Here is a 25,919-nt window from a genome sequence, read left to right on the forward strand (position 1 = left end):
CCGATGGCAATGAGCCCCTTCGCCGGCGACGATGACGACGGCCTGATGAACGAGATCAACATGACGCCGCTCGTCGACGTGATGTTGGTTCTCCTGATCGTCTTCATGGTGACGATTCCGGTGATTCGTCACGCGGTCAAAATCGATCTGCCGCATGCAAGCAGTCAGAAGGAAGATACCAAGCCCGCCCAGGTGACGGTTTCGATCGACGTCGACGGCAACGTGCTGTGGGATGACAAGAAAGTCGACGAAGCAGCGTTGAGCGCGAAGATTGCAGAGGCCGCGCAAGCGAGCCCGCAGCCTGAACTGCACCTCGATGCGGACCGCAAGCTGCCGTACGAGAAAGTGGCGCAGGTGATGTCGGCCGCGCAGGCCGGCGGCCTCACGAAGATCGGCTTCGTCACGCAGCCCAAGACGAGGTAACGCGGCATGCAAAAGCGCGGCGCATTAAGCAGCGCCTGCCGAAAAGCGCACAAAATCCCTTGAAACAAGGGCTAAAAGTAAAAGGCCTTCATCGTCAGATGAAGGCCTTTTTTTGTGCGCACACGGCGCCTTCGGGCGGCGGGTTCATTTGCCATCGTTCGATGATTGATTGCTCGTGTCTCCGCATGCGACAGCCGTGATCGACACGGACAGCGCGGTCAGCCCTATCAGGCCCGCTATGATAGCGGCCATGAGTTTCCGCATAAGAGACTCCTTAGCGAAGGGATTTCACTATAAGCCCGCCAGCGCGCGCATTCAAGCAAACCGCCATTGAAAGTACTCATGACAAGCCGTGCTTAAATGCTAAAAGCGATGCAGCAGCACGTGAGCCTGCTATGACGCAACCGCGAGCGACGCTTGCACCGTGGCGATATCCTCGCGGATGGGACACTCGCCCGTAATATGCTTGCCGTCGTCCGCATCGAGCATCTCGACCAGATAGTCGACGAACGCGCGCACGGCCGGCACCATCCCCTTGCGCGATACGAAGACCGCATACAGTTGCGGCGTCGGCAAGGTCCAGCCCGGCATCACCGGCGACAATTGCCCCGCACGCAGCGCGGCGCCATACATCATCTCCGGCAGCGCGGCGATGCCGACCCCGGCAAGCACGGCCTCGCGAATCGTCATCAGATCGGCGGTGACGAGCCGCGGCTCGTGCTCATGCGCGTGCCGCGTGCCGTCGGGCGAGATCAGGTTGAAGACATGGCGGCCGTCGCCGGTCGGCACGTCGAGCGTTTCGAAGCGGCTCAGATCGGTTGGCAGCAGCGGCGGCGCATTCTGCTGCAACAGGCTCGGCGCCCCCACCAGCATCTGCTGCGTGCGCCACAGCGGCCGCACGACGATATTGGCGTTTTCCGGCGGCTCGGAGCGCACGCGCAGCGCGACGTCGATCGAATCTTCGAACAGATCGACCACGCGGTTGGTCACGCGCATCACGACCCGCACCTCGGGGTAGCGATGCATGAACTCCGGCAGGATCGTCGACAGGATGGTCTGCGAGATCGTGACCGGCACGCTGACGCGCACGGTGCCGCGCGGCGACGAGCGCAGTTGCTGCACCACGTTGACCGCCGCCTGCGCCTCGCCGAGCATCGCCTGGCAATGCTGGTAGAACAGCTGGCCGGCTTCGGTCAGCGCGAGCTTGCGCGTGGACCTTTGCAGCAGACGCACGCCCAGCGACGCTTCCAGTTCGGTCAGGCGGCGCGACAAGCGCGACTTGGAGATGCCCAGCACCCGCTCGGCGGCGGAAAAACCGCCATGTTCGACGACCTGAGAAAAGTACATCAGGTCATTCAGGTTGTGTGAATCGATCTTCATCTCATCGTTCCAGTAATAGAACAATCCATTGCGTGACGGCGGCTGGCACCTCGAAAAACGGTCCCTATAATAGCTCCATGTTTCAAAAATGACGCTATTCCCCATTTTTCAAGGTGATATTGATGAGCACGACACGCACGATCGAACGCACGTTCCCCGCCGTTCGCACGACCGAAGGCGGCGGCTTTATCGTCAACCGCCCGTTTCCCACCCGAATGCTGATGGACTTCGATCCGTTCCTGCTGCTCGACGAAATGGGCCCGATCGACTACGCGCCGGGCGAGGCCAAAGGCGCGCCCGACCATCCGCATCGCGGCTTCGAGACAGTCACCTATGTGCTGGAAGGCCAGTTCGGCCACAAGGATTCGGCGGGCCATTCCGGCACCCTGCATGCAGGCGACGTGCAATGGATGACCGCCGGCGCGGGCGTCGTGCATAGCGAAATGCCGGACCCCTCGTTCGTGCGTACCGGCGGACGCGTGCACGGTCTGCAACTGTGGGTGAATTTGCCACGTCGCGACAAGATGATTGCGCCGCGCTACCAGGAAATACCGTCGTCGAGTATTCCGGTTGCTGTGTCCGGGGACGGCAAGGTGCGCGTCAAGGTGATCGCCGGCGAAGCGCTCGGCGTGAAGGCCGCGATCGAAACGCGCACGCCGATCCTGTATCAGCATTTCTCGCTGCAACCGGGCGCGACGATCCGTCAGCCGGTACCGGCCGACTATCGCGTGTTCGCCTACGGCTTGTCGGGCAAGGGCTTCTATGGCGAAGGCGAAGCGCGTCAGGAAATCGGCGCGCAGAAGATGGTCGTATTCCAGAACGATGGCGACGCGGTCACGCTTGCCGCCGGCGAAGAACCGCTCGACGTGCTATTGCTGGGCGGCGTACCGCTGAAGGAGCCCGTAGTGCGCTACGGCCCGTTCGTGATGAACACCGAAGACGAGATCCGCCAGGCTGTCATCGACTTTCAGGCCGGGCGCATGGGCGCAATCACGCACTGAATGGCCGACGCGGCAGGTGACGCGGTTTGCGGTGGGTGGATTGCCCGCATTAGCTCAACCGCGCCGGCAGCCGGCGCGAACCGGCTGCCGGCGGCACTCCCACTGTTTTCACCCTAGACCCGCATCCGCCGCAGGCGCGAAGGCGGGTAATTTCGTTCACAATAGCGGCTCATGCCGCGCCACACCGTTTCATCACGATGAACCGTGACGCGCGGCGTTTTTCCGTCCTGTTCAGGAGCGCGCATGGCAGAACCCACCGTCACCGCCCATATCGGTTCGACTAATTTTCAGGTCCTTTTCGACGACGGCAAGCACACATGGCTGGCCGACGAACCGGAGTCGATCGGCGGCGGCGATCGCGGCCCGACACCCGTTTCGCTCCTGCTGTCGAGTCTCGGCGCCTGCACGTCGATCACGCTGAAAATGTACGCCCAGCGCAAGGACTGGCCGCTCACGGATGTGCATGTGACGCTCGCACTCGAAACCGGCGACGCGGGCTCGACCATCGACCGCAAAATCGTGCTCCTGGGCGATCTGTCCGACGAACAGCGGGAACGGCTCTTGCAAATTGCCAATGCATGCCCGGTCCACAAGATCCTCACGCATTCGATCACGATCCGAACCGGCCTCGCCGCCGCGTAACGCGGCGATCGCCTGAAGCGCGCGCCCAGCCGACAGGCCCGCGCGTATTGCAACGCTTTCATAGGAAGCTGGCGTCTTGAATTTCGAACACCTTATCCAGATCAACGACCCGTTGAATCCCTTTGTCGACGCGATGACCCGCGACCAGTTGTGGGAGGGGCTCGTGCTGCGCGCCGAACAGCCGCAACTATTCGTGATGGGGCTCGACAGCTGCACGATTCTTTCGCGCGAAGGCAATGTCCTGGAACGGGAGCTGCACTATGGCCAGGCCACCGTGCGCGATCGCGTGACGCTGCAGGAAAGCCAGAGCGTGCGCTACGACATCCTGCCAACCGCGGACCACGTCGGCGGCTCGCTGACGATGACCATCGAGCAGCCCGACGAGTTGCAGCTGTTCCTGCGCTTCGAGTATGCGACCACGCTGCCTGTCTCTACCGATCAGGACGCGGTGCAGACGCAGGAAATCGTCAAGTCGGCGTATCGGGAGAACGATATCGACACGGTCCGCATGATCCGCCAATTCGTGCAGACGAAGCAGGAGCCCGGTTCGCTGCATTGAATCCCGCGCGGGCGCTCGGCCCACGCCGCCGGCTTTGCGTTGCTGCGCCGCCGGCCAGGACGGCCGTGCAAGCCGCGACCCCGCTGCCCGGCTCTCCAGTGGCAAGCCCCTCACCTATCAGAAGTCGAATCCGATGAATTTCCCTTCCTTGTAAATAGGAATAGTTATCATTTAGAATTAATCCATTGAATCGACGAACACCTAAAACCAATGACCGATCTCAGCCGCCCTTCCACACTTAGCCTGCGCCGCCCGGCGGCCGCGCTGACCAGCCGTCCGAAGTCGTCGTCGACGGCGAGCACCAGCGCAAAGCCAGCCGCGGAGCGCGTCAACGGTTCGGGCGAGACGTCGGAGCGGGTCGTGCGCAGCGACGCCTTGCTGCAGGGACATAGCCACGTCAGCATCGTGCATAACGGCGAAACCTACCAGTTGCGGGCAACGCGCTTGGGCAAGCTGATCCTGACGAAGTAAGAACGAATAGCAGTACCGGGTATTGTGGGGACCACCTCCTCGAGAGGTGTTGGGCATTAGCCAGCCACGACGGCTTGCACGTGAGAACTAGACCCCTTCGTGCAGACACCAAGCCAGCCGTCGCAGCCAGCCAGGCCGCTTTTTTGGTTCTCACCCGACGCGGATGCACGAAACCTCGTGGATCGCTGATGAAGAAAATGGAAAAGCCGTGGGATGTCGATACATCACCACGGCTTTCTGTTTGTGCGGCGCCCAGGTGTTTCAACAGCGGGGCACGCCGAAAAAGCGTTCTGACTTACTTCGAAGCCCAGCCCCAGAACATCAGCCACCACGCGCTATCGACCACGGCCAGCGCCGCGACGAACCACACCATCGCGAGGCCGCGCTGAACGAAGCGCTCGCTGTAGCGGCGCGTGATGAGCCAGGCAAGCCATGCGCTCCACAGATTCGCAATCACCAGAATCGTGATGCGCAGGTCCGACGCCCACCACAGCGGCACATGTTCAGCACGCAACAGCGACAGCGTGGTGGCCGACAACCCCAGGAACACGCCCGTGCCGGCGATCGGAATCAGCGCCTGCGTCAGATGATGCAGCCGCACCGTCCTGAAGCGCCCCAGCATGCGGGTCGCGCCCGTCAGCAACAGCAGCAGCGTGGTGCCGTACACCAGCGCCGTCGCGAGGATGTAGCCGATCACCATGGTGCCGTCGAGCCACGAAAACACGTCGTTCTGCTCGGGATAATGCGTGAACAGGAACCACGGCGCGTTGGTGTCGAGCGGCCAGGTGATGTCGTGATCGACCAGCCACGTGGCGAAGAACATCTTCAGGTCGATGAACCAGCGCGAAGCGGTCCAGTGGAATGCGCCGATCGCGATGCCGAGCAAGCCGTACAGGATCAACGCGGTATCCCACGCGTTCGCCTTCTTGTCGCCGAGCTGCACCACTTCCGACGACGGCGCACGCCACGTCAACGCGATCGCATCGCGGTGCCCGCTGCAACGGCCGCACATATGGCAGTCCGCCGCGCCCTTCATATTGCGCAGCGGCACGAGCGGCGCGCAATTGATCGGAATCACGCGATGCCCATGCTCGCCGTTCTTGTACGAACGGCGCCACGCGTCTTCATCGACTTTGTAGTGAAACGGCGCGAGGCGCGCCAGAAGCGAAAAAACCCCGTTGACGGGGCACAGGTACTTGCACCAGACGCGCTTCTCCCGTCCGTATAGCAAGCCGATGATGATCGCCGCGAAGGTCGAGCCGCCGAGCACCAGCAACACGGCTTTCGGATACTGATAGACGCTCACCATCTGGCCATAGATGGTCGTGATGCCGAACGCGACGAATGGCCAGCCGCCCCAGCGCATCCAGCGCGGAATCGCCCAGCCGCGGCCGAACTTGCTGGCGAATTCGGCGAGCGCGCCTTCCGGACACAGCACGCCGCACCAGACGCGGCCGAGCATCACCATCGACAGCAACACGAACGGCCACCAGATGCCCCAGAACACGAACTGCGCGGCGAGCGTCAGGTTGTTCCACAGATGCGCGGCATCGTCCGGCAGCGGCATCACCGCCGGCACGATGATCAGAAACGCGTACACCGCCACCACGACCCACTGGATGCCGCGGATCACGGCGCCATGACGCTGCATCCACTGCCCGGCCGCCGCGAGGCGTCCCGGGCGGGTCATCACGGTGCTCATGCTGCGCGCCCTGCCGCTTGATGCGCGGGCTTGCGATTCGCGCGGCGCAGCAGCAGATAGACGACCGCCCAATACACCGCGTAAGCGATCAGATTCATCAGCGCAGGATGAGCGCGATAGCCGGTGAGCGTCGCGACCAGCGAGCCGAAGGTGCTCGAGTCATCGAGGAGCGCCGACGAATTCCACAGCTGGTCGACGAGCGTCGGCAGGATTTCCTTGTCGATCAGCTTGTCGACGCCGGTTTGGAACAGGCCCGCGCCAAGGAACAACAGCATGATTTCGGTGACGCGGAAAAACAGCCGCCACGAGAAGATCTTGCCGCCCAGTTGTAGCAGGTAGAAGGTCAGGAACGCGAGAGCGAGGCCAATCACGACCGCGAGCATCTGGCTGCCGTCCACGTGGCCCGACTGGCCGAAGCCGAGGCCGTACAGGAAGATCACCGTTTCGCTGCCTTCACGCGCGATCGCGAGCGCCACCAGCAATGCGACGCCCCACCAGTTCGAGTCGCGCTGGCTCTTTGCCAGCGAGTGCTCCATGTCGCGCTTCAGGGACCGGCCGTGCTGTTTCATCCACAGGACCATCTGCACGATCAGCACGCAGGCGACCAGCACCATCGCGGTCTGGAAATAGTCCTGCGCGTCACCGGAGAGCACTTCGGTGAAACCGACCAGCGCCGCGCCGAGCGCCACCGCCGCGATCACACCGGCGGCGACGCCGCCCCACAGGTACGGCAAGCCACGGCGCGCATCGTCGTCGCCATTTTTCAACCACGCGTACAGGATGCCGACGACCAGCAAGGCTTCGACACTCTCCCGCCACACGATGAACAGAATCTGACCCATTCAAGCTCTCCCTTCAATACTTCCGCTGCCTGACGGCCTGAGCGAATGCAGCGCTCGTTGACAGCGCGCCCGCATGTCAGGCCATGACTTCGAGGCCGTCACTTCGCGACGATCACGCCCTGCGCCTGCTGATGGAAATCGTCGAAGAACTTGTATTCGCCCGGCTCCAGCGGAGCAATCACGACGAACGAATCCGCGCCCGGCGCCAGCACCTTCTCTTTGCGCAACTGCACGCTTTCGAATTCGGCCGCGCCTTTGCCGGTGTTGCGCACTTCGATCTTGATCCGCTGCCCGGCCGGCACTTCGATGCGCGCCGGGTTCAGCTTGCCGTCGTTCATTTCCAGCTTGAAGGTCGGCAGGTCGGCAGCGTGGGCCGCGCCCGCGAGCAACGCCGTGGCGGCAAACATCGCGATCTTTCGGTTAATTCTCATTAGCCTTTCCGGAAAACGCAGCGCGCCGACCTCGATCGTCCGCGCGCCGCCTGCTGCACATACTCGTTCGCCCCTGCGGCGCGATGCGGCCACGCGTTCATTCAGGCGTGACTGCGCCGCGTGAGAGGCGGCAACCGGCCGATCAGTAGCCGCCCTTCTTGCCGATACCGGCGAAGGTGAAGTCGTATTCGATCGTGACTGGCTTGAACCACGGACCCACGCCGGTTTCCTTGTCGACGTGACGGCCGAAAGCCATATGGCCCGTCTGCATCGGCGGTTCGACGATCAGCTTCAGGTGATATTTGCCCGGCCCTTGCAGCTTGACGTTGTCGCCGTAGTGCGGGCCGTCGTTGGCGACCATCGCCATCAGGTCGCCCTTCTGCGGCTGGTTCGAGCCGGCTTTCGTCAGCTCATAATGCACCTGCAGATACGGCATCCAGTCGCCCTCGGCGAACCCCGTCGGATTGTTTTTGACCGAGTGGATGTCGGCTTCGAGGTGGACGTCGGAATCCGACGCCTTGCGCATCATGCCTTCCGGTTCCATCGTGATCGGTTGCAGGTAGACCGCGCCGATTTCCATGCCGCTCTGAATGTGCTGCTTGCCGATCGGGTATTCCGCAGCCGCCGCCGAAAGAGCCGCCACGGCGGCCACCGCTGCGGCGCCGCCACGGACAAAAGAAGAAATCCGCATTGAAACTCCTTGTTTTTATCAGACTGGAATCGAATCCATTGGAACGGTGCGTGGCACATGCCGAGGCGAGCGCCCCGTCGCCTGCTGCAAGGCGATCGACCGGGCGTCATTTGGCTGCGCGAACCTTAAATGCGAACCATTCTCAATTTGAGCGGAGTTTATCATCGATCGCGAAGGGAAACAAATCCGCACGCACGCAAAGCCTTGTGGCAACAGGGTCTTAAGGCGGTTTTAAGGAAAGTGCGTGTGAGCGGTCGGGCGGCTCACGGGGAGCCGCGCGGCGACCTGGTGCGCGTCAATTGAAAAGAGCGCGGCGCATTGCCGCGCCGCGGGGGACGGGAGGCTTTAATCGACGCCGGAAACGTGATCGCCGACATTCGCGCCGAACACGCGCTGGCGCAGCAGCGCCAACTGGTCGCGGGTCTGCGCGGCCTTCTCGAATTCGAGATTCTTCGCGTGCTCCATCATCTGCTTTTCGAGGCGCTTGAGTTCCTTGGAGAGCTGCTTTTCCGACATGTCCTCGAATTTCGCGCGCGCTTGCTGCTCCTTCAGTTCGGCGCGCGCGTCGTCGACGTTGTACACGCCGTCGATGATGTCGCGAATACGCTTGACCACGCCGCGCGGCGTGATGCCGTTCGCGAGATTGAAGGCGATCTGCTTGGCGCGCCGCCGCTCGGTTTCGTCGATCGCGCGGCGCATCGAGTCCGTCACTTTGTCCGCGTACAGAATCGCCTTGCCGTTCACGTTGCGCGCCGCCCGGCCGATGGTCTGGATCAGCGAGCGCTCGGCGCGCAGAAAGCCTTCCTTGTCTGCGTCGAGAATCGCGACCAGCGACACTTCCGGGATATCCAGCCCCTCGCGCAAAAGGTTGATGCCGACCAGCACGTCGAAGGTGCCCAGCCGCAGATCCCGGATGATCTCGACCCGCTCCACCGTGTCGATGTCGCTATGCAGATAGCGCACCTTGACGCCGTGGTCGGCCAGAAACTCGGTCAGCTGTTCGGCCATCCGCTTGGTCAGCACGGTGACCAGCACGCGGTCGCCCACCTTCACGCGTTCATTGATCTCGCCGAGTATGTCGTCGACCTGGCTGCGCGCCGGCCGCACCTCGATCTGCGGATCGACGAGCCCGGTCGGGCGCACCAGCTGCTCGGCCACCTGCCCGGCAGTCTTCTTTTCGTAGTCCGCCGGCGTCGCGGACACGAACACGACTTGACGCATCTTGCGTTCGAACTCGTTGAACTTGAGCGGCCGGTTGTCGAGCGCCGACGGCAGACGGAAACCGTAGTCGACCAGATTTTCCTTACGCGCCCGGTCGCCGTTGTACATGCCGTTCAACTGGCCGATCAGCACGTGCGATTCGTCGAGCATCATGATCGCGTCCGGCGGCAGGTAGTCGACCAGGGTCGGCGGCGGCTCGCCCGGCGCCGCGCCGGAGAAGTGCCGCGAGTAGTTTTCGATGCCCTTGCAGAAGCCGAGCTCCTGCAGCATTTCCAGGTCGAAGCGGGTGCGCTGTTCGAGCCGTTGCGCTTCGACGAGCTTGCCGTCGCTATAAAAGAATTCGAGCCGCTCGCGCAATTCGCTCTTGATCGTTTCGACCGCCCGAATCACGGTATCGCGCGGTGTCACGTAGTGCGACGACGGATACACGGTGAAACGCGGAATCTTCTGCCGCACGCGGCCGGTGAGCGGATCGAACAGCTGCAGCGTGTCGACCTCGTCGTCGAACAATTCGACGCGCACCGCCATTTCGGCGTGCTCGGCCGGGAAGATATCGATCGTGTCGCCGCGTACGCGGAATGAGCCGCGCTGGAAGTCGGCCTCGTTGCGGTTGTACTGCATCGCGATCAGCCGCGCGATGACGTCGCGCTGGCCTAGCCTGTCGCCGGTGCGCAGCGTGAGAATCATCCGGTGATATTCGGACGGATTGCCGATACCGTAGATCGCGGACACCGTCGCCACGATCACCACGTCGCGCCGCTCCATCAGACTCTTGGTGGCCGACAGCCGCATCTGCTCGATGTGCTCGTTGATCGACGAGTCCTTCTCGATGAACAGGTCGCGCTGCGGCACATACGCTTCCGGCTGGTAGTAGTCGTAGTACGAGACGAAGTACTCGACCGCATTGCGCGGGAAGAACTCGCGGAATTCCGAATAAAGCTGCGCGGCGAGCGTCTTGTTCGGCGCGAACACGATAGCCGGGCGGCCGAGCCGCGCGATCGTGTTCGCCATCGTGAAGGTCTTGCCGGAGCCGGTCACGCCGAGCAGCGTCTGGAACGCGAGACCGTCCTCGACGCCTTCGACGAGCGTGTCGATCGCCGTCGGCTGGTCGCCGGCGGGCGGATACGGCTGATAGAGCTGGAACGGCGAGCCTTCGAACGTGACGAACTTGGATTCGTCGAGCGTATCTTCGGCTTCAGTCAGATGTTGTTCGGACATGGGGACGGCATCGGGCCTTGGGCAAAGGACCATTCTAACGGGTTGCGGGAAACGCGGATCGAGCGGGTCTGCGCGGGGTTTGGGCGCCTCGGGCCGGGCGGCGGGCCGGTTCGCCGGGCATCATGGGGCGCAATGTGCGCGTAACGTTATAGCCCTTTGCAGGAACGAGGCGGGCTTTCCGGACTCGCAATCAGAGCGCGTTGATGAATACGCGCGCCCTCCGCCCGGAGCCGGCCGGCGGCCTTCGCCAGGTTGCCGGCCCCAATCCGTTACTGGCAGGTGGCGTCGGGGTGCCTTTTTTTCAAGCAAATAATTCCCTGCCGTCGGCCTTCTGGTCCAAAAAACACCTGCGGATTCGTTACAATGCGAAGTTGCGCTCGCTCGCCGCTGTTCGCTGCCCGTTCGTGTTTGTGCGTGTTTTGCATCAAACGCTTCGGGCTGGGCCGCCCGCGTTCGGAGCCGCCTTCTTTTCACAACTGCTGCCCACCCACCATGTCTCTGTTCTCCGCCGTCGAACTTGCTCCCCGCGACCCGATTCTGGGCCTGAACGAAGCTTTCAACGCCGATACGCGCGCCACCAAGGTCAACCTGGGCGTTGGCGTGTACTTCAACGAAGAAGGCAAGATTCCGCTGCTGCGCGCCGTGCGCGAAGCTGAACAGGCCCGCATCGCAGCCGCGCTGCCGCGCGGCTATCTGCCGATCGAAGGCATTGCCGCTTACGATGCCGCCGTGCAGAAGCTGCTGCTCGGCAACGACTCGCCGCTGATCGCAGCGGGCCGCGTCGTCACGGCGCAGGCACTGGGCGGCACGGGCGCGCTGAAAATCGGCGCGGACTTCCTGAAGCGTCTGAACCCGACCGGCAAGGTCGCGATCAGCGACCCGAGCTGGGAAAATCACCGCGCGCTGTTCGAAGGCGCAGGCTTCGACGTCGAGTCGTACACGTATTACGACGCGCACACGCATGGCGTGAATTTCGAAGGCATGCTGAGCGCCCTGAACAACTATGCCGCAGGCACGGTCGTCGTGCTGCACGCTTGCTGCCATAACCCGACCGGCGTCGACCTGACTGTCGATCAATGGAGGCAGGTGGTCGAAGTCGTCAAGGCGCGCAATCTGGTGCCGTTCCTCGACATCGCCTACCAGGGCTTCGGCGACAACATCGAAGCGGACGCGGCTGCCGTGCGACTGTTCGCGGCATCGGAACTGAACGTGTTCGTCTCTTCGTCGTTCTCGAAGTCGTTCTCGCTGTACGGCGAGCGCGTCGGCGCGCTGTCGATCATCACCGCAAGCAAGGAAGAAGCCGCACGCGTGCTGTCGCAACTGAAGCGCGTGATCCGCACGAACTACTCGAACCCGCCGACACACGGTGGCGCGGTGGTCGCAGCGGTGCTCGCATCGCCCGAACTGCGCGCCACGTGGGAAGCGGAACTGGCCGAAATGCGCGACCGTATCCGCGCAATGCGCAACGGTCTGGTCGAACGCCTGAAGGCAAGCGGCGTGGATCGCGACTTCAGCTTCGTGAATGCACAGCGCGGCATGTTCTCGTACTCGGGCCTGGCGGCGCCGCAAGTGGACCGTCTGCGCGAAGAGTTCGGCATCTACGCCGTGAGTACCGGCCGCATCTGCGTGGCTGCGCTGAACACGCGCAACCTCGACGTGGTGGCTAACGCGATCGCTCACGTGTTGAAGTAATGCGTTGCGGAGCGCGGGAGTTCGCCGCGCGCTCCGTCTGCTGCAACTGCTGTTAGAACGAGAACGGCGCCCTTTCAGAAAGGGCGCCGTTTTTCATTTTGCCGCCACTGCAGTACTTCAGCGCGAATCGCGATGGATGTCGTGCGTGACGAAACCCGCATCGTTATCGGGCATGTCGAGCCAGTCGGGCTGTTCGAGCGAATGGCGAATGTCGTCCAGACCGCTTTGCCAGTGCTCGCGCATGGTCGACAGGCCGAACTGAAAATCCTTGTAGTGCCCTTCGTACTCCTTGTGCCGGTAGATCAGATGGATCACGTTGTAGCGCTTCGAACACGCGAGCTCTTCCGCCAGCTTGCAACATGGGTCTTCACGCTGGTCGGACGGCACGCGCTCCAGCACCTCGCGCAGCACGTGACGGAAGCGCTGCGAGCGTTGCAGCATGTCGGTCACGAGTCGCGTGCGGCTTGAATACTGGATGTCTTTCATGCGCCCCTGAACGTCGGTGAGGTTGTCCGGCACCGGTCCGATCGCGCTCCACAGATCGACCTGGAACGCGAGCGTGTCGCGACGCGGCGTGGACTGAATCACCTCGTAGAGCGGCGTATTCGACATCAAACCGCCGTCCCAATAGTACTGGCCGTCGATTTCGACCGCCGCAAAGCCTGGCGGCAATGCGCCCGACGCCATGAAGTGCTCGGGCCTCAGCGTGGTGTGCGTGTTGTCGAAGTACGCAAAATTGCCCGTGCCGCAATTGACCGCGCCCACCGACACGCGCATTTCACCCGAATTGATGCGGTCGAAATCGCAGAGCGCTTCGAGGGTTGCCTTCAGCGGCGCGGTGTCGTAGTAGCTGGCCGTTTGCGGTGGCCCGGACACCGTGGGCAATGGGGGCGGAAAACGCGGCACGAAAAAGCCCTTTTGCCCCTCGACGATCGCGCTCATCGCCTGAGTTGCCGTGAAGGCTTTGCGCAGAGCCTCGCCGGAATTGAAAAGCGCGTGCTCGATGAACGCCGGCAACGGCGGCCCGAACGCCGGTTGACAAATCGTCTCCCAGAACTGCAGCAAGCGCTCCACGCGCTTGCCAGGCGGATTGCCGGCGATGATGGCCGTGTTCAATGCGCCAATCGAAATGCCCGCCAGCCAGTTCGGCTCGATGCCGGCTTCGTAGAGCCCCTGAAAGACACCGGCCTGATACGCGCCTAGCGCACCGCCGCCCTGCAGCATCAGCGCGACGGTCTCGTAGTTGGGCAAATGGACGTGCCGGCCGGGTCGCGCGGCGGACGCCGGGCCGGCGCCCTCGCCTTCCCCGTCGCCGGGCGCACCGACGCGCGCCCGCTTGAGATTGCGTTGCCCCATGGGCACCTCCTTATTGCATATACCAGCCGTGGCTCACAATGAAGGACTGGCCGGTCAGTGCCGCCGTCGGGAAGGTGGACAGGAACAGCACCGTTTGCGCGACGTCTTCGACCGTGGTGAAAATGCCGTCGACCGTGCCGCCCAGCATCACGCGCTTGACGACCTCTTCTTCACTGATGCCGAGTTCCCTGGATTGCTCGGGAATCTGCTTGTCGACGAGCGGCGTACGCACGAAACCCGGACACACCACATGCGAGCGCACGTTGTGCTTCGCGCCTTCCTTGGCCAGTACGCGCGCGAGACCGAGCAGCGCATGCTTGGCCGTCACATAAGCGGACTTCAGCGGCGACGCTTCGTGCGAATGGACCGAGCCCATGTAGATCACGATGCCGCCGCGGTCGTCCTTGTACATGTGCTTGAGCGCGGCCTTGGTGGTGAGAAACGCGCCGTCCACGTGGATCGCCTGCATCTTCTTCCAGTCCGAGAACGAATAGTTTTCGATCGGATTGACGATCTGGATGCCGGCGTTGGAAATGAGAATGTCGATCGACCCGAGTTCCGCGGCGATCCTGTCAATGCCCTGATTCACGGCCTCTTCGCTCGTGACGTCCATCGCCACGCCGATTGCCTTGCCACCGCCTTTGGTGATTTGTTCAGCGACCGCGTTCGCGCCGTCCTGGTTCAGGTCGGCGATTGCGACCGCCGCGCCCGCCGCGGAAAGAGTCAGCGCGATCTGCTTGCCGATGCCGCTTGCCGCGCCGGTGACCACAGCAACCTTGCCATTCAGATTCGTGTTCAGAGACGACATCCAGAACCTCCATGCAGTTGATTGATGAGCAATGAAAACACAGGCCGCAAGCGTCGTGAAGCCGGCCAAACGGCATAGACCGTCCGGCGGATGCTGCACTGCGGCCAACGCTGCTATTGTGCATGAACCCTGTGAACTCCATAGGTAAAACGCACATCGCGCCATATCTCTTTAAACTGGACGCCTTCTGCGCAATCCCGTGGCACCACCAACAAGGAGGAATGCATGAATTATCGACGTCTGGGCCGTTCGGGCCTGCAAGTCAGCGAACTGTCCATCGGCTCGTGGGTCACCTATGGCAATCAGGTGGATCATCGCGCGGCGCGTGAATCGCTAGCGGCAGCGCGCGACGCGGGTGTCAACTTCTTCGACAACGCCGAGGTCTACGCCGGCGGCAAATCCGAAGAGATCATGGGCCAGGCGCTGAAGGAACTGGCGTGGTCGCGCGTGAGCTATGTGGTGTCGACGAAATTCTTCTGGGGGCTCACGGAAGCGCCGAACCAGTACCACACGCTGAACCGCAAATATCTGCTGAACGCGGTCGACGCGTCGCTCAAGCGTCTACAACTCGACTACGTGGACCTGGTGTTCTGCCATCGTCCCGATCCGAACACGCCCGTCGAGGAAACCGTCTGGGCGATGAGCGACATGATCACGCGCGGCAAGGCGCTGTACTGGGGCACGTCCGAATGGAGCGCCGATGAAATCCGCGCCGCTTACGAGATTGCGGAGCGGCACCATCTGCACAAGCCGATCATGGAACAGCCGCAGTACAACCTGTTCCACCGCAAACGCGTCGAGCAGGAATACAAGCGGCTTTACGAGGATATCGGCCTCGGGCTGACCACCTGGAGCCCGCTGGCGTCCGGCCTGCTCACCGGCAAATACCGCGACGGCGTGCCGTCCGATAGCCGTGCGCAGTTGCAAGGCTACGACTGGCTGCGCCAGCAGGTCACCGACGCCGCGAAGAACGAGGTGGTCGGCAAGCTAGGCGCGGTCGCCGACGAGTTGGGCTGCAGCGTCGGGCAGCTCGCGATCGCGTGGATTCTGAAGAATCCGAATGTCAGCACGGTGATTACCGGCGCGTCGCGGGTCGGGCAGATCAGCGAAAACATGAAGGCCGCCGACGTGGCTGCGCTGATCACGCCGGAGATCAAGCAGCGGATCGAGGAGATCGTCGGCGACGCCTTCGACTGAGCAGATTCGCGCCAGCGCGCGTAGCACGGCCGAGGCGGCGGCCCCGTGAAGCGGAACTTGCCGCGAACTCACGCCGAAGCGCAACGCGGCGTCGCGTACAATACGCGGCCGCGCTGCGCACCGGCGCCCTTTGCCCGTCGTGCCGCCGCATTGCACCCGCACCGCCGAATCCGCCTTGGACCGGCACGCCCTCTTTCAGCGTTTCCTCATCATGCTCAGCTACCGCCACGCCTTTCATGCAGGCAATCACGCCGACGTTCTGAAACACGCCGTCGTGTTGCAGCTACTGCGCTACCTCGGCCAGAAAGACAAAGCCTATTGGTATATCGACACGCATGCGGGCGCCGGTGTCTATTCGCTGAAGGAAGGCTACGCGACCAAGACCGGCGAATTCCAGACCGGCATCGCCAGACTGTGGGAGCGCAACGATCTGCCGCCGCTCGTCGCCGACTATGTCGAAGAAGTGAGCGCGCTCAATCCGGACGGCCAATTGCGCTTCTATCCCGGCTCGCCGTACATCGCGTGGCGGCAGTTGCGCGAACAGGACCGCATGCGTCTGTTCGAACTGCACACGACCGAAATCGACGTGCTGCGCCACAATTTTCGCGACGCGGGCCGCCGGGCGATGCTTTTCGCGGGCGACGGCTTCGACGGCATTCTCGCGCTGCTGCCTCCGGCGCCGCGCCGCGCGCTGGTGCTGCTCGATCCCTCGTATGAAGACAAACGCGATTACACGCGCACGCTGCGCTGCGTCGAGGAGAGTCTGAAGCGCTTTCCAACCGGCACTTATGCCGTGTGGTATCCGCAGGTGAAGCGCCCGGAATCGCAGCGCTTTCCCGATCAGTTGAAGAAGCTGCAGGAGCGTAACTGGCTCCACGTGAGCCTGACCGTCAGCAATCCGCCGGAGGACGGCTTTGGTCTCTTCGGCAGCGGCATGTTCATCCTGAATCCGCCGTACACGCTGGCGAAGATGCTCAAAGAGCAGATGCCCTGGCTCGTCAAAGCGCTCGGCGAGGACAAGGCGGCCGGGTTCAAGGTGGAGTATCGCGGCGATTGAGGCTTGGCGGTTGAGGCTTCCCTGGTGAGGCTTTCCGCGGGTTGGCAGTAACCACCGCGCTGCTCGCGGCGCACGAGCTTTGGTGCCCCACCCTGCCGCCGCCCATGCTCCGGGTTTAACGCGCATGCGGTGCGACAAGCGAATCGGCCGCGACCGTGCGCGCGTCTTCCGCCAAAGCACAGCGCACGACGCGCAACCGATCCTCCCAACCGCTGCGCATTCACATCATTTCAGTTGCGCAGCGGCCTTACGGGCGAAGTCGTTGGTATAGGTCGCGTTCAGGTCGATCTTTTTCGGATCGAGCCGGTTATCGAACGACGCCAGCGCACGCAACGATGTCGGCGGGCCGTCCTCCGGCATCAAACCATCCGGCGAATACGCGTCACGCACGTTGTGAAAGGCTTCGACGTAGAGCGCCGAGTCGTTGAGCAGATAGGCCGGCGGCACCATCTTCAGCAGATCGGCATCGCTCGCGGTTTGCAGCCAATGGTTGGCGCGTACGATCGCATTGGCGAGCGCCTGGGTCGTCTTCGGATTCTTCTGTATGAAGCTCTCCGACGCGTAGAGCGTCGCCGCGGGCATGGTCCCGCCGAACACCTCCTGCGTGCCCTTCACCGTGCGCGTATCGACCAGCACCTTGATTGCGCCGCTGCGGGTCAGTTTGGTCATCATCGGATCGACGTTTGACAGCGCGTCGATCTGGCCGCTGCTCACCGCCGCCAGCACCGTCGCGCCGCTGCCCACGCCGATCGCCGAAATTTCGCTGCGTTGCACACCGGCTTTGCGCAGCGCCACGGTAAGCACCAGATCCGTCGACGAGCCCGGCGCGCTCACGCCGACTTTCGCGCCCTTGAAGTCCGCCAGCGTCTTGATCTGATCGGCCTTCGACTTCAGCACCGCGACGACGATCTGCGGCGCGCGGCCCATCAGCACAAACGCGCGATAGTGTTGGCCCTTGGCGTGCATGAACAGCGTGTGCTCGTACGCCCCTGCGCCCACGTCGGCACTCCCGCCCACCACCGCTTCCAGCGCTTTCGATCCGCCCGCGAAATCTTCGAGCGTGACGTCGAGACCTTCGTCCTTGAAGTAGCCCAACTGCTTCGCGGTCAGTACGGGCAAATAGTAGAGGCCCGGCAAACCGCCGACGGCCATTGTCAGAGCGGGTTTCTCGGGCGTGTCCCTGGCGAGCGCGACGCCCGGCAACACCGCCAGCGCGAGTAGCGTCACAAAGGCGCTCGTCGCGCGCCGCGTCCAGTCAGTGGGCATTTGTTGTCTCCTTGTTTTCTATTCGTTCGAAGCGGTGACGCTGCGCGAGACGCGAGGCTCGGGCCACCGGAGGCCCAGCGCGAAACGATTGTCGTCGGACGGTTCTACGCGCGCCATGCGCCCAAACCCCAATGGCACTTGTCACGCAGGGATGAGGGGCGAGTACGATACGCGACCGCCGGCCAGAGCCTCTCGCGGGGGCAAAGGGTCAACGGCAGCCGCGCAACAGCGCGGCCAGCATTCGCGCCGAATCCGCTTATTGCGGAAGAGGCGTCGGACGAGGCTGCGGCCGTGGCGGCGAACCGCCGCCTACGGGCAGTTGAATATAAGGCGCGACCATGATCGGTGGCGACGATTCCGGTGCCAACTCGGTCGGCGCCGCGATGGGCTGGGCACCGGCGATCGGCTCCCAGGACAGCGGTCCGGTCTGGACCACCGAGCCGCTCTGGCCATTGTTGATACCGCCGTGCGAGTCGATGAGCACGGGCCTGCGGGCACTGTCCGGCGTGGCGAACGCGTTCGACGCGACGCAAACCGTCGTCAGCATGGCCGCAATGGCTGCGGCCAGAAGGAATTGGGGGGATTGGGGCGAGCGGACGCAGGGCATGGGCGGACCTGTCGGGTTTGAGAATGCCGGGGTTGCGCAGAAAACGTCTTACCTTACCCCGGCGTTATCCGCCAGGCTAGCCGATATTCGCCAGACATGAGCGGTGGACCCCGTTCGGTGGGAAATTTCAGAGTCCAGATGTGACAAAGCCCCGCATTTGACGGGGCTTCACATTGAGTGCGGTGGCCGCACGCCGATGGTGGGCGGCCCCACTCGAAACAGCTGAAACTTACAGCGAGTAGCCGTTGATTTCGAGCGAGCGGATACGCTGTTCGAGCTGAACGATATCCGACGACGATGCGAGGTAGGCTTCGCGACGGCTAGGTTCTGCGGTTTCAAACCAGGTGCTCAGCGTTTCAAGAAGGTGTGCAAACATGATGTTCTCCAAGGATCAGATTGAATCCCCGGTGACTTGGACATCAGGGATTTCCCGTAAAAGGGTTAACCCGCATTATAGCCCTGAGGTGCGACCTTGGAAGTGAAATGCCTGCATGATGTGCATTCCGTTTCGGAATGGTGCATGTTCACGGCGCATGCAAATGGTTGATTTAATTCAATTCATGAGCAATTTCAGCTTTTTCTCATGGCTCCCCACGTTTTTGGCACGTTATTGGTGCACATCCCGTCCCGCTGCAACACAGTTATTCACTGGTTGCACCGACCGATTGCAGTCACACCCTGTCGCAACCTTTCCCGGAAACCACATCAGTATCGGCAAGGCGCTCGATGATCGGACAGTCCGGGCGATCGTCGCCATGGCAGTGGTCGGCGAGATGCGCCAGCGTGTTGCGCATATCGGTGAGTTCGGCGATCCGCCGATCGAGTTCCGCGACGTGTTCCAGCGCAATCCGCTTCACTTCGGCACTCGCGCGCGAGCGGTCATGCCACAGCGCCAGTAGCCGGCGAATATCCTCGACTAGAAAGCCGAGCCGGCGCGCCTGCCGGATAAAGCGCAGCGAATGAATCTCCTGCGGGCCGTAAACGCGATAGCCGGCGCTCGTCCGTCCTTTTGCCGCCAGCAAGCCAACGCTTTCGTAATAGCGAATCATCTTCGCCGTGACGCCTGACGTACGGGCCGCTTCCCCGATATTCATGACCTTTTCCCCTATAGCGTGAGTCGATGGTACACCTTCCCATGATGGGAAGGTCGAGCGACAGGGATACAGTCCGGCAGGCATAATTCAGCTATCGCAACACGATTCCTTTAAAGGCAATCCCCATGACAATTGAATTTCAGGTAGAAGGCATGAGCTGCCAGCATTGCATCACGGCCGTCACGAACGCCATTCGGGAGCACGATGCCGCCGCGCAGGTTCGAGTGGATCTAGCGTCCGGCCGCGTGACGGTCGATTCGGCGCAACAGGTCGACCTGCTGAAGGCCGCCATCGACGAGGCCGGTTACACGGTCGCCGCTGTCGCCAGCGGCAGGGCAACCGGCGGCGCAGCCCACTAAGCGAGTTCGAATCATGTTCAAAGTTGCCGTAATTGGCGCCTCGGGGTTGCTCGGCCGCGCGCTCGTCAACGAACTGGCGCAGCAGACCCGTTGGCATGTCGTCGCCACGGCGTTCAGCAGGCCGGGGCCGGACACCGTCGCGCTGGATATTCGCGACGCTCAGGCAGTGGACCAATTCGTCGAACGCGAAGCGCCGCAAGCGCTGGTGATTGCCGCGGCGGAGCGGCGGCCGGATGTGTGCGAGCACGATCCGGCGCTGGCCCGCGCGCTGAATGTCGATGCGGTGCGCACCTTGGCCGCAGCGGCCCGCCGGCGCGGCGCCTGGACGCTGTCGATCTCCACCGATTACGTGTTCGACGGCGCTCACCCGCCCTACCGGCACGACTCCGCGCCCGCGCCACTCAATGCGTATGGACGTAGCAAGCTCGAAGGAGAGCGCGCGCTGACTGAAGCGACCGACCTCGGCTGCGTGCTGCGTTTGCCGCTGCTGTATGGGCCGATTGTCAACTGGGCGGAATCGGCGGTGACGAGTCTCGTGCCGGCGATTGCCGGGTCGGCGTCACTGAACGGCAAGACCGCCGTGATGGATGCGTGGGCGATCCGCTATCCCACCTTCACGCCGGACGTCGCGCTGGTGATCCGCCAAATGCTCGAACGGCATGCGCGTGGCGAAACGATTCGCGGCATCGTGCAGTGGTCCGGCGACGAACCGATGACCAAGTACGAAATCGCCGTGCGCCTCGCCGAAGCCTTGCGACTCGACGCACATCTGCGCCCGCAATCCACGCCGGCCGATGCGACGCCTCGTCCGCATAACTGCCACCTGGCGTCGCGCCAGCTCGAAGCGCTCGGGATTGGCCGCCGCACGCCGTTCGACACGGCGATCCGGCAAGTGTTGGCCGCGTTTCCGTGGCAGGGCGGGACGGACGCCTGACATCGGCATGGATGCGTGCCCGGCCACGGCCAACCGGCCTCAATGAAAATCGCGGCTTGCCGTGGCCAGTGCGCCGAGCAGTTCGCCGCGATGCTTGATGGGCGACGGGATGGATCACTTCTCCTCTGTTTACCGCTTCCCTTGGGCCGCCCTGTCGGCGTTCGGCTCACTGCCTGCAAGGTCGCCGCCAGTGGCGACGCCGTCGTCGCGTTGCAAGACACCGTAGACCGCCAGCAACGATGAATCCAGCAACGCCTTGCGCTGGTTTGCCACGAGCGACGGCCAGACGATCACCTTGATCGAACCGGTTTCGTCTTCGCGGGAAACGAACGCAGTGCCGTTCGCCGTGCCCGGCCGCTGCCGCCCGCCCGCGTCAGCGGACAATGCCGGCACACGGCAAGTTCAGCCGCCGTGCGGAAACGCTGTTGCGCGAGCCGCGCACGCAACAACGCAAGGGGGATGACCATCGAGCGTCGCCCCAGGCTCGCGTAGTCGTCCACGATCTCGCGGCTTTCCGCTGCCTGCGCAAACGCAAGCGACGCTTCGACGATCGGCGCATCGCGCAGCAGCCTAACATCGACTCCCCGTCGCCCACGCTACGGCGGGCGGCAATACCCTGACGCCGTGACGCTTCGCATCCTGCCCGAGTTGCAACGGCGAATAAAAGCCCAATGGCTGACCGTTCAGCAAACCCTCCCGAAAAGCTGCCGGTTCGTAGCGCAGGCGTCGATCAGATTGAGCTCGCTGCCGATGATCAGGTGAATGCGTCGTCTTCCGCGATCCCGTCGGGTGAGGACGTTGGCGCTAGCGCGTTCTCTGAAGACGTTTCTGCTTGCGCGGGTTTTGTCTTGTCCTCCCGCTCTTTCTGTTGACGCTCGCGGCCGGCTTGATTTCTTTCAACGCCGTTGTGGGCCCGCACGACGCCCGCCAATGAGCATTCGTCAGGCAAGACAATTCGACATAGGCCGGCAAGTAGGCTCCGATGGCTGTTGCAAGAGGAAAGATGGCGGCAAAGTCGTCATGATCCTCAGCGAACAAGCCTTGCAAATGCCAGTCGCCATACAGACGCTCGCGATACACCCAGAGCATGTCGCCACGATCGTCGGCCGCCACATAGTCATCCCGCTCGACACGATTGCCGTCGCACCAGCCCGCTTCGATCCACTCGGTACGGGTGAGCATTTGTAGCGGCCGGCGGCTCAAACCGGAGCCCCTCAGCCCGGAACACTTGCACTCGCTCGCGGCGCAACTGATTGCCTAAGTCGAGGACAGAGACCGGAAGATTCAGGAGAAGACACGGGAGGTCGACGAGCAGGAACAGGAGCCGCATTACCAGCAGACCCGCATCGATCAGTTGACCCACGAGATCTCGATCCTCAGGCGCCAGCAGTTCGGCCGGCGCAACGAACAGCTCAGCAGCGATCAGATGACCCTGCTGGATAAAGCGATCGACGCGGATCTGGCCGCCATTGAACAGCCCCAGCCGACCCGCCACCCAAGCAGCCGAACGCGCATCGCTGCCTGCACAATTGCCGCGCACAGAGATCCATCACGAGCCGCACAGCACTGTGTGCCAGTGCGGCTGCGAGCGTGTGCGCATCGGCGAGGACATCAGCGAGAAACCTCGACTACACGCCGGGCGTGTTCACCGTAGAGCGGCATATCAATGGCAAGTGGGTCTGCAGGAACTGCGAAACGCTGATCCAGGCGCCGGTGCCCGCACACGTCATCGACAAGGGTATCCCGACCACGGGACCACCGGCCTCGGTGCTGGTTGCCAATATGCTGACCACCTGCCCCTGTATCGTCAGGAGAAGATCTCTGCGAGCCTGTCAGATTTCTTGTGTGCCGAACTGACGCATCAGCGGACGGCTGAGGCCGAGCAGGGCAACGCCGGCAACCACCGCAACGGTACGAGCCCGAAGACAGTCATCACGCCCAATGGCGAGTTGAACCTGGATAGCCCGCGTGACAGGCAGGCGACGTTCGAGCCGCAACTGGTCGGCAGATACCAACGCCGGTTGCCGGGATTCGACGATCACGTCATCAGCATGTACGCGAGTGGCATGAGCGTGCGAGATCCAGGGCCACTTGCTGGAGCTGTACGGGCTGCAGGTGTCGCCGACCTCATTTCCACCGTCACCGATGAAGTGCTGGCTGAAGTCGAGCGATGGCAGCAACAACCGCTCGAGGCGATGTATCCGATCGTGTATTTCGACGCTTTGCGGCTGAAGATTCGTGACGAAGGCACGTCAAAGACAAGGCGGTGTACATGGCCTTGGGCATCGGCGCCGATGGCCGCAAGGAAGTGCTGGGCCTCTGGATCGAGCAAACCGAAGGCGCCAGGTTCTGGCTGAAGGACTTCAACGAGCTGAAGAACCGCGGCTTGCACGACATCCTGATTGCGGTGGTCGATGGCTTGTGCACCTTCCCCGAAGCGATCGAGGCGGTTTATCCAGCCCCCGGATCCAGACCTGCATCGTGGATCTGATCCGCAATTCGCGCTGAATCTGGCGAGCTGGACGGATCGCAAGCCGCTGGCTACCGCGCTCAAGCCGAGCTATCGGGCCACCACGGCCGAAGCGGCGGCAGCGGCGCTGGAAGCCTTCTCCGAAAACGACTGGGGCCACAGATTCCCCACCGCGGTGGCCATGTGGCAACGCCAATGGGAGCAGGTCATTCCGTTCTTTGCCTATCCGCCTGAGGTGCGCAGAATCATCTACACCATGGATGAAATCGACAAGCCCCTGCGCGATATTTTTATGAGGTCTGTGTTCCGTGCCATAACAGTGGTGCCTCGTGTCCTTTGGGACCCGCCTGCTTCCATCTTGAGAACAACCGTTGATAGGTGCGCTCGGCCTGCTCCCCGACGGCCCGTTCCTGGTCGCGTACGCTCGTCAGGCTGTAAGCCGCAGCCGGGCCTTTGCGCCAGCCGCGTTGCGCCGGCATTCCGGATTGCAACTCCAGGGCGCGCAGCTTGTGCGCGGTCAGGGCTGGACGATCCCATGCGAACGGTTCATTGCGCGTGAGCACATACCACACCATGACCGCCAGTTTGCGTGCCGTCGCGACAATCGCGATCTGGTGGCCGCGACGGTCGCGTATGCGCAGGAAGAAAGCACGCAAGGGGCGAGGCGCCTGTGCTGCGCCCCAGGCTCTCTCGACGAGCAATCCTCCCGCGTACGAATGTTCGCGCTTGGTGATGTGACCCGCGCCGAGCTGGCGCGGGTCCTGACTGATAGACCGACGGGTTCAGCCCGAAGTAGCTCACCAGCTTCTCCGGATTGTGAAACCACTCGACGGCGCCGATCGCCGACAGCAGCCCGATTGCCACAGTGGTCTTTGCGCCGGTGACGGTCGGCGGCCTGCGCGGCCGCTCGTCGCCAATGCTGGCTTGTGCCAGAGCCTGGTCCGTGCAGATCCTCACCGAGACGGTCCAGCTCCCGCAGGCGTTGCTCGACGCCCAGACCCTCGTCCATCGGCAGCGGTTGGGCACTGAGCCACACACGTCCCTTCCTGCCGAACAAATCAGTAGCAGGGCACCGCTCGACCACGTGCGCGGCCAGCACCGTATGAACTTCGTTCTTCAGCCTCGTGCGTTGCCGCACGAGTTGTGAACGGCGTGAGACCTGTCGGCTAGCGCTAGGGTGCTCTCATCGGGCATCTGAACTTCCGGCAGGAAATTGCTTGCGTACAGCTGCGCCAGCGCCGCCGCATCAATCTTGTCTGTCTTGACGCGTGCCTCGGCGAAAAGCCGCACCTGCAGTGGGTTCGCAATCGCGACGCGTGGACGCAGCACGTTCACGATGGCGGCGATATTGCCAGTCGCTTCGAGCACCAAATGATCGCTCTTGCGCAACCCTTGCGGCAAAGCACTCAAGCTCGTCGCGTCTTAGACCGGCGCGACCGCCTGTTTGCAACACGCCGTTCTCGAGGTACGCAATCTCGGCTGCGCAAGATAGAGGTGGCCGCGCAAATTCGGACAGTCGGATCAGTGGAACGCTCGGGGCCTGAGCCGGCGATAATGCCGACAAAGGAACAGGAAGATGACGAAGAGAACCCGAAGGACGCACTCAGCCGCGTTCAAAGCGAAAGTGGCGATGGCGGCGGTCAAGGGTGAGCGGACGCTAGCGGAATTGGCGCAGCAGTTCGATGTGCACCCGAACCAGATCACCGAATGGAAGCGGCAGTTGCAGGAACGTGCCGCCGACGTGTTTGGCGCAGGCGGCACGGCGGCGAGCGAGCCGCAAGTCGATTTGAAGGAGCTACATGCGAAGATCGGCCGGCTCACGCTGGAGAACGAATTTTTTAAGCGGCGCGCTCAACAAGGCGGAATTGCTGAGCGCAAAGCGATGATCGATCGCGACCACGCATTGCCGGTCTCGCAGCAGGCGCGACTCGTTAGTATCGCAAGATCGAGCGTGTATTACCGGGCGCAACCGGTGAGCGAGGCAGACCAGTTGCTGATGCGCCGGATCGACGAACTGCACATGGAGTTTCCGTTTGCCGGAGCGCGGATGCTGGCGCGCCTGCTGCGTCGCGAGGGACACGAGATTGGCCGTAGACGCGTGCGCACGCAGATGAAGCGCATGGGCATTGAGGCGCTGTACTGCAAGCCGAACACAAGCCGCCGTCATGCGAAGCACAAGATCTGGCCTTATCTGTTGCGGGGCATGACGATCAATCGGGCAAACCAGGTCTGGGCACTGGATACGAGCTATATCCCGATGGCGCGCGGCTTCGTATATCTGACCGCCGTGGTGGACTGGGCCAGCCGAAAGGTACTGGCCCACCGCGTGGCGATTACGATGGAGGCGATGCACGCTGTCGAGGCGTTGGAAGAAGCGTTCGCGAAATACGGGCAACCTGAGATCGTCAATACCGACAGTAAGAATATGGGTACCAAATGCTTCCGGGTGATTTGCGCTTTGCAACGCCGGCTTTCAGGAAAGGTCTGGTGCCGTAAAG

At 62.7% G+C, this 25,919-nt stretch carries 24 protein-coding genes and 5 pseudogenes; 15 read left to right on the forward strand and 14 right to left on the reverse strand.

Features of this window, described 5'->3' with window-relative positions:
* Positions 1-3 precede the first annotated feature (3 nt).
* Positions 4-423, forward strand: coding sequence for an ExbD/TolR family protein (locus tag PQR02_RS30890; protein ID WP_408240622.1), 420 nt, complete (start codon positions 4-6; stop codon positions 421-423).
* 393 nt (positions 424-816) lie between these two features.
* Here PQR02_RS30890 and PQR02_RS30895 read toward each other — a convergent pair whose 3' ends face one another.
* Positions 817-1,803 carry a LysR family transcriptional regulator gene (locus PQR02_RS30895; protein WP_408240625.1) on the reverse strand — a complete coding sequence of 329 codons (987 nt, stop codon included), beginning with the start codon at positions 1,801-1,803 and terminating at the stop codon, positions 817-819.
* Positions 1,804-1,925: 122 nt separating this feature from the next.
* Between PQR02_RS30895 and PQR02_RS30900 the strand changes: the two genes are divergently transcribed.
* The 4 genes from PQR02_RS30900 to PQR02_RS30915 all read left to right on the forward strand — a co-directional run bounded on the left by PQR02_RS30900 (position 1,926) and on the right by PQR02_RS30915 (position 4,476).
* The gene (locus PQR02_RS30900) at positions 1,926-2,804 is read left to right on the forward strand and encodes a pirin family protein (protein WP_408240628.1); all 879 of its coding nucleotides are present in this window, start codon (positions 1,926-1,928) and stop codon (positions 2,802-2,804) included.
* 243 nt (positions 2,805-3,047) lie between these two features.
* Complete coding sequence (locus PQR02_RS30905; protein WP_408240631.1) at positions 3,048-3,446, forward strand: OsmC family protein; 399 nt, start codon at positions 3,048-3,050, stop codon at positions 3,444-3,446.
* A gap of 76 nt (positions 3,447-3,522) precedes the next feature.
* Entirely contained in the window at positions 3,523-4,005 is a 483-nt protein-coding gene (locus tag PQR02_RS30910; RefSeq protein WP_408240634.1) for an SRPBCC family protein, read from the forward strand.
* A 210-nt stretch (positions 4,006-4,215) separates the two neighbouring features.
* Positions 4,216-4,476, forward strand: a complete 261-nt coding sequence (locus PQR02_RS30915; protein WP_408240637.1) for a hemin uptake protein HemP — start codon at positions 4,216-4,218, stop codon at positions 4,474-4,476.
* Between the two features lie 295 nt (positions 4,477-4,771).
* Here the strand turns inward: PQR02_RS30915 and PQR02_RS30920 are convergent, their stop codons facing one another.
* The 5 genes from PQR02_RS30920 to uvrB form a co-directional block, all read right to left on the reverse strand.
* The gene (locus PQR02_RS30920; RefSeq protein WP_408240640.1) at positions 4,772-6,178 is read right to left on the reverse strand and encodes a 4Fe-4S binding protein; all 1,407 of its coding nucleotides are present in this window, start codon (positions 6,176-6,178) and stop codon (positions 4,772-4,774) included.
* On the reverse strand, positions 6,175-7,020 hold the full coding sequence (locus tag PQR02_RS30925; protein ID WP_408240643.1) for an FTR1 family iron permease: 846 nt from the start codon (positions 7,018-7,020) through the stop codon (positions 6,175-6,177). The genes PQR02_RS30920 and PQR02_RS30925 overlap by 4 nt, the downstream gene beginning before the upstream one ends.
* A 98-nt stretch (positions 7,021-7,118) precedes the next feature.
* Positions 7,119-7,451 (reverse strand): cupredoxin domain-containing protein, encoded by a 333-nt coding sequence (locus PQR02_RS30930; protein ID WP_074766332.1) that lies wholly within the window; start codon positions 7,449-7,451, stop codon positions 7,119-7,121.
* A gap of 142 nt (positions 7,452-7,593) precedes the next feature.
* Positions 7,594-8,142 (reverse strand): iron transporter, encoded by a 549-nt coding sequence (locus PQR02_RS30935; protein ID WP_408240646.1) that lies wholly within the window; start codon positions 8,140-8,142, stop codon positions 7,594-7,596.
* A 345-nt stretch (positions 8,143-8,487) separates the two neighbouring features.
* Positions 8,488-10,581 carry an excinuclease ABC subunit UvrB gene (gene uvrB / locus PQR02_RS30940; protein ID WP_408240649.1) on the reverse strand — a complete coding sequence of 698 codons (2,094 nt, stop codon included), beginning with the start codon at positions 10,579-10,581 and terminating at the stop codon, positions 8,488-8,490.
* Positions 10,582-11,073: 492 nt separating this feature from the next.
* Here uvrB and PQR02_RS30945 point away from each other — a divergent pair, with 492 nt between their 5' ends.
* A complete protein-coding gene (locus PQR02_RS30945) occupies positions 11,074-12,273 on the forward strand; it encodes an amino acid aminotransferase (protein WP_408240652.1) in 1,200 nt (399 codons plus the stop codon).
* A gap of 117 nt (positions 12,274-12,390) precedes the next feature.
* On the opposite strand, the gene PQR02_RS30950 is transcribed toward PQR02_RS30945, so the two are convergent.
* On the reverse strand, positions 12,391-13,629 hold the full coding sequence (locus tag PQR02_RS30950; RefSeq protein ID WP_408240655.1) for a DUF3734 domain-containing protein: 1,239 nt from the start codon (positions 13,627-13,629) through the stop codon (positions 12,391-12,393).
* Positions 13,630-13,639: 10 nt separating this feature from the next.
* The gene (locus tag PQR02_RS30955) at positions 13,640-14,437 is read right to left on the reverse strand and encodes a 3-hydroxybutyrate dehydrogenase (RefSeq protein WP_408240658.1); all 798 of its coding nucleotides are present in this window, start codon (positions 14,435-14,437) and stop codon (positions 13,640-13,642) included.
* 225 nt (positions 14,438-14,662) lie between these two features.
* Between PQR02_RS30955 and PQR02_RS30960 the strand changes: the two genes are divergently transcribed.
* Together PQR02_RS30960 and PQR02_RS30965 are read left to right on the forward strand one after the other, a co-directional pair.
* Positions 14,663-15,634 (forward strand): potassium channel beta subunit family protein, encoded by a 972-nt coding sequence (locus PQR02_RS30960; protein ID WP_408240661.1) that lies wholly within the window; start codon positions 14,663-14,665, stop codon positions 15,632-15,634.
* A gap of 211 nt (positions 15,635-15,845) precedes the next feature.
* Positions 15,846-16,691 (forward strand): 23S rRNA (adenine(2030)-N(6))-methyltransferase RlmJ, encoded by an 846-nt coding sequence (locus tag PQR02_RS30965; protein WP_408240688.1) that lies wholly within the window; start codon positions 15,846-15,848, stop codon positions 16,689-16,691.
* Positions 16,692-16,916: 225 nt separating this feature from the next.
* Here the strand turns inward: PQR02_RS30965 and PQR02_RS30970 are convergent, their stop codons facing one another.
* The gene (locus PQR02_RS30970; RefSeq protein WP_408240664.1) at positions 16,917-17,957 is read right to left on the reverse strand and encodes an ABC transporter substrate-binding protein; all 1,041 of its coding nucleotides are present in this window, start codon (positions 17,955-17,957) and stop codon (positions 16,917-16,919) included.
* Between the two features lie 338 nt (positions 17,958-18,295).
* Between PQR02_RS30970 and PQR02_RS30975 the strand changes: the two genes are divergently transcribed.
* On the forward strand, positions 18,296-18,664 hold the full coding sequence (locus tag PQR02_RS30975) for a hypothetical protein (protein ID WP_408240667.1): 369 nt from the start codon (positions 18,296-18,298) through the stop codon (positions 18,662-18,664).
* A 129-nt stretch (positions 18,665-18,793) separates the two neighbouring features.
* Here the strand turns inward: PQR02_RS30975 and PQR02_RS30980 are convergent, their stop codons facing one another.
* Together PQR02_RS30980 and cueR are read right to left on the reverse strand one after the other, a co-directional pair.
* Positions 18,794-18,940: a DUF3563 family protein gene (locus PQR02_RS30980; RefSeq protein WP_408240670.1), complete on the reverse strand. Its 147-nt coding sequence runs from the start codon at positions 18,938-18,940 to the stop codon at positions 18,794-18,796.
* Between the two features lie 295 nt (positions 18,941-19,235).
* Positions 19,236-19,658, reverse strand: a complete 423-nt coding sequence (gene cueR, locus PQR02_RS30985; protein WP_408240691.1) for a Cu(I)-responsive transcriptional regulator — start codon at positions 19,656-19,658, stop codon at positions 19,236-19,238.
* A 125-nt stretch (positions 19,659-19,783) separates the two neighbouring features.
* On the opposite strand from cueR, the gene PQR02_RS30990 reads away from it, so the two are divergent.
* Both PQR02_RS30990 and PQR02_RS30995 read left to right on the forward strand, forming a co-directional pair.
* Complete coding sequence (locus PQR02_RS30990) at positions 19,784-20,017, forward strand: heavy-metal-associated domain-containing protein (protein ID WP_408240673.1); 234 nt, start codon at positions 19,784-19,786, stop codon at positions 20,015-20,017.
* 13 nt (positions 20,018-20,030) lie between these two features.
* Positions 20,031-20,951, forward strand: a complete 921-nt coding sequence (locus PQR02_RS30995; RefSeq protein WP_408240676.1) for a dTDP-4-dehydrorhamnose reductase family protein — start codon at positions 20,031-20,033, stop codon at positions 20,949-20,951.
* Between the two features lie 129 nt (positions 20,952-21,080).
* Here the strand turns inward: PQR02_RS30995 and PQR02_RS31000 are convergent, their stop codons facing one another.
* Positions 21,081-21,344 (reverse strand): hypothetical protein, encoded by a 264-nt coding sequence (locus PQR02_RS31000; RefSeq protein ID WP_408240679.1) that lies wholly within the window; start codon positions 21,342-21,344, stop codon positions 21,081-21,083.
* Between the two features lie 639 nt (positions 21,345-21,983).
* Positions 21,984-22,148: pseudogene (locus PQR02_RS31005) on the reverse strand (Y-family DNA polymerase); the annotation flags it as partial.
* Positions 22,149-22,233: 85 nt separating this feature from the next.
* Here PQR02_RS31005 and PQR02_RS31010 point away from each other — a divergent pair.
* The 3 pseudogenes from PQR02_RS31010 to PQR02_RS31020 form a co-directional block, all read left to right on the forward strand.
* Positions 22,234-22,771: pseudogene (locus tag PQR02_RS31010) on the forward strand (transposase domain-containing protein); the annotation flags it as partial.
* A gap of 21 nt (positions 22,772-22,792) precedes the next feature.
* Positions 22,793-23,442 (forward strand): annotated as a pseudogene (locus tag PQR02_RS31015) (IS256 family transposase).
* Positions 23,366-23,632, forward strand: a pseudogene (locus PQR02_RS31020) (transposase); the annotation flags it as partial. The pseudogenes PQR02_RS31015 and PQR02_RS31020, both read left to right, overlap by 77 nt.
* A 79-nt stretch (positions 23,633-23,711) precedes the next feature.
* Here PQR02_RS31020 and PQR02_RS31025 read toward each other — a convergent pair.
* Positions 23,712-24,937: pseudogene (locus PQR02_RS31025) on the reverse strand (IS110 family RNA-guided transposase).
* A 60-nt stretch (positions 24,938-24,997) separates the two neighbouring features.
* On the opposite strand from PQR02_RS31025, the gene PQR02_RS31030 reads away from it, so the two are divergent.
* Positions 24,998-25,919 (forward strand): IS3 family transposase (locus tag PQR02_RS31030; protein ID WP_408240682.1); only part of this gene is annotated, 922 nt, incomplete at its 3' end.

It is taken from the genome of Paraburkholderia sediminicola (genome assembly GCF_046026895.1).
GTDB lineage: Bacteria > Pseudomonadota > Gammaproteobacteria > Burkholderiales > Burkholderiaceae > Paraburkholderia > Paraburkholderia sediminicola_C.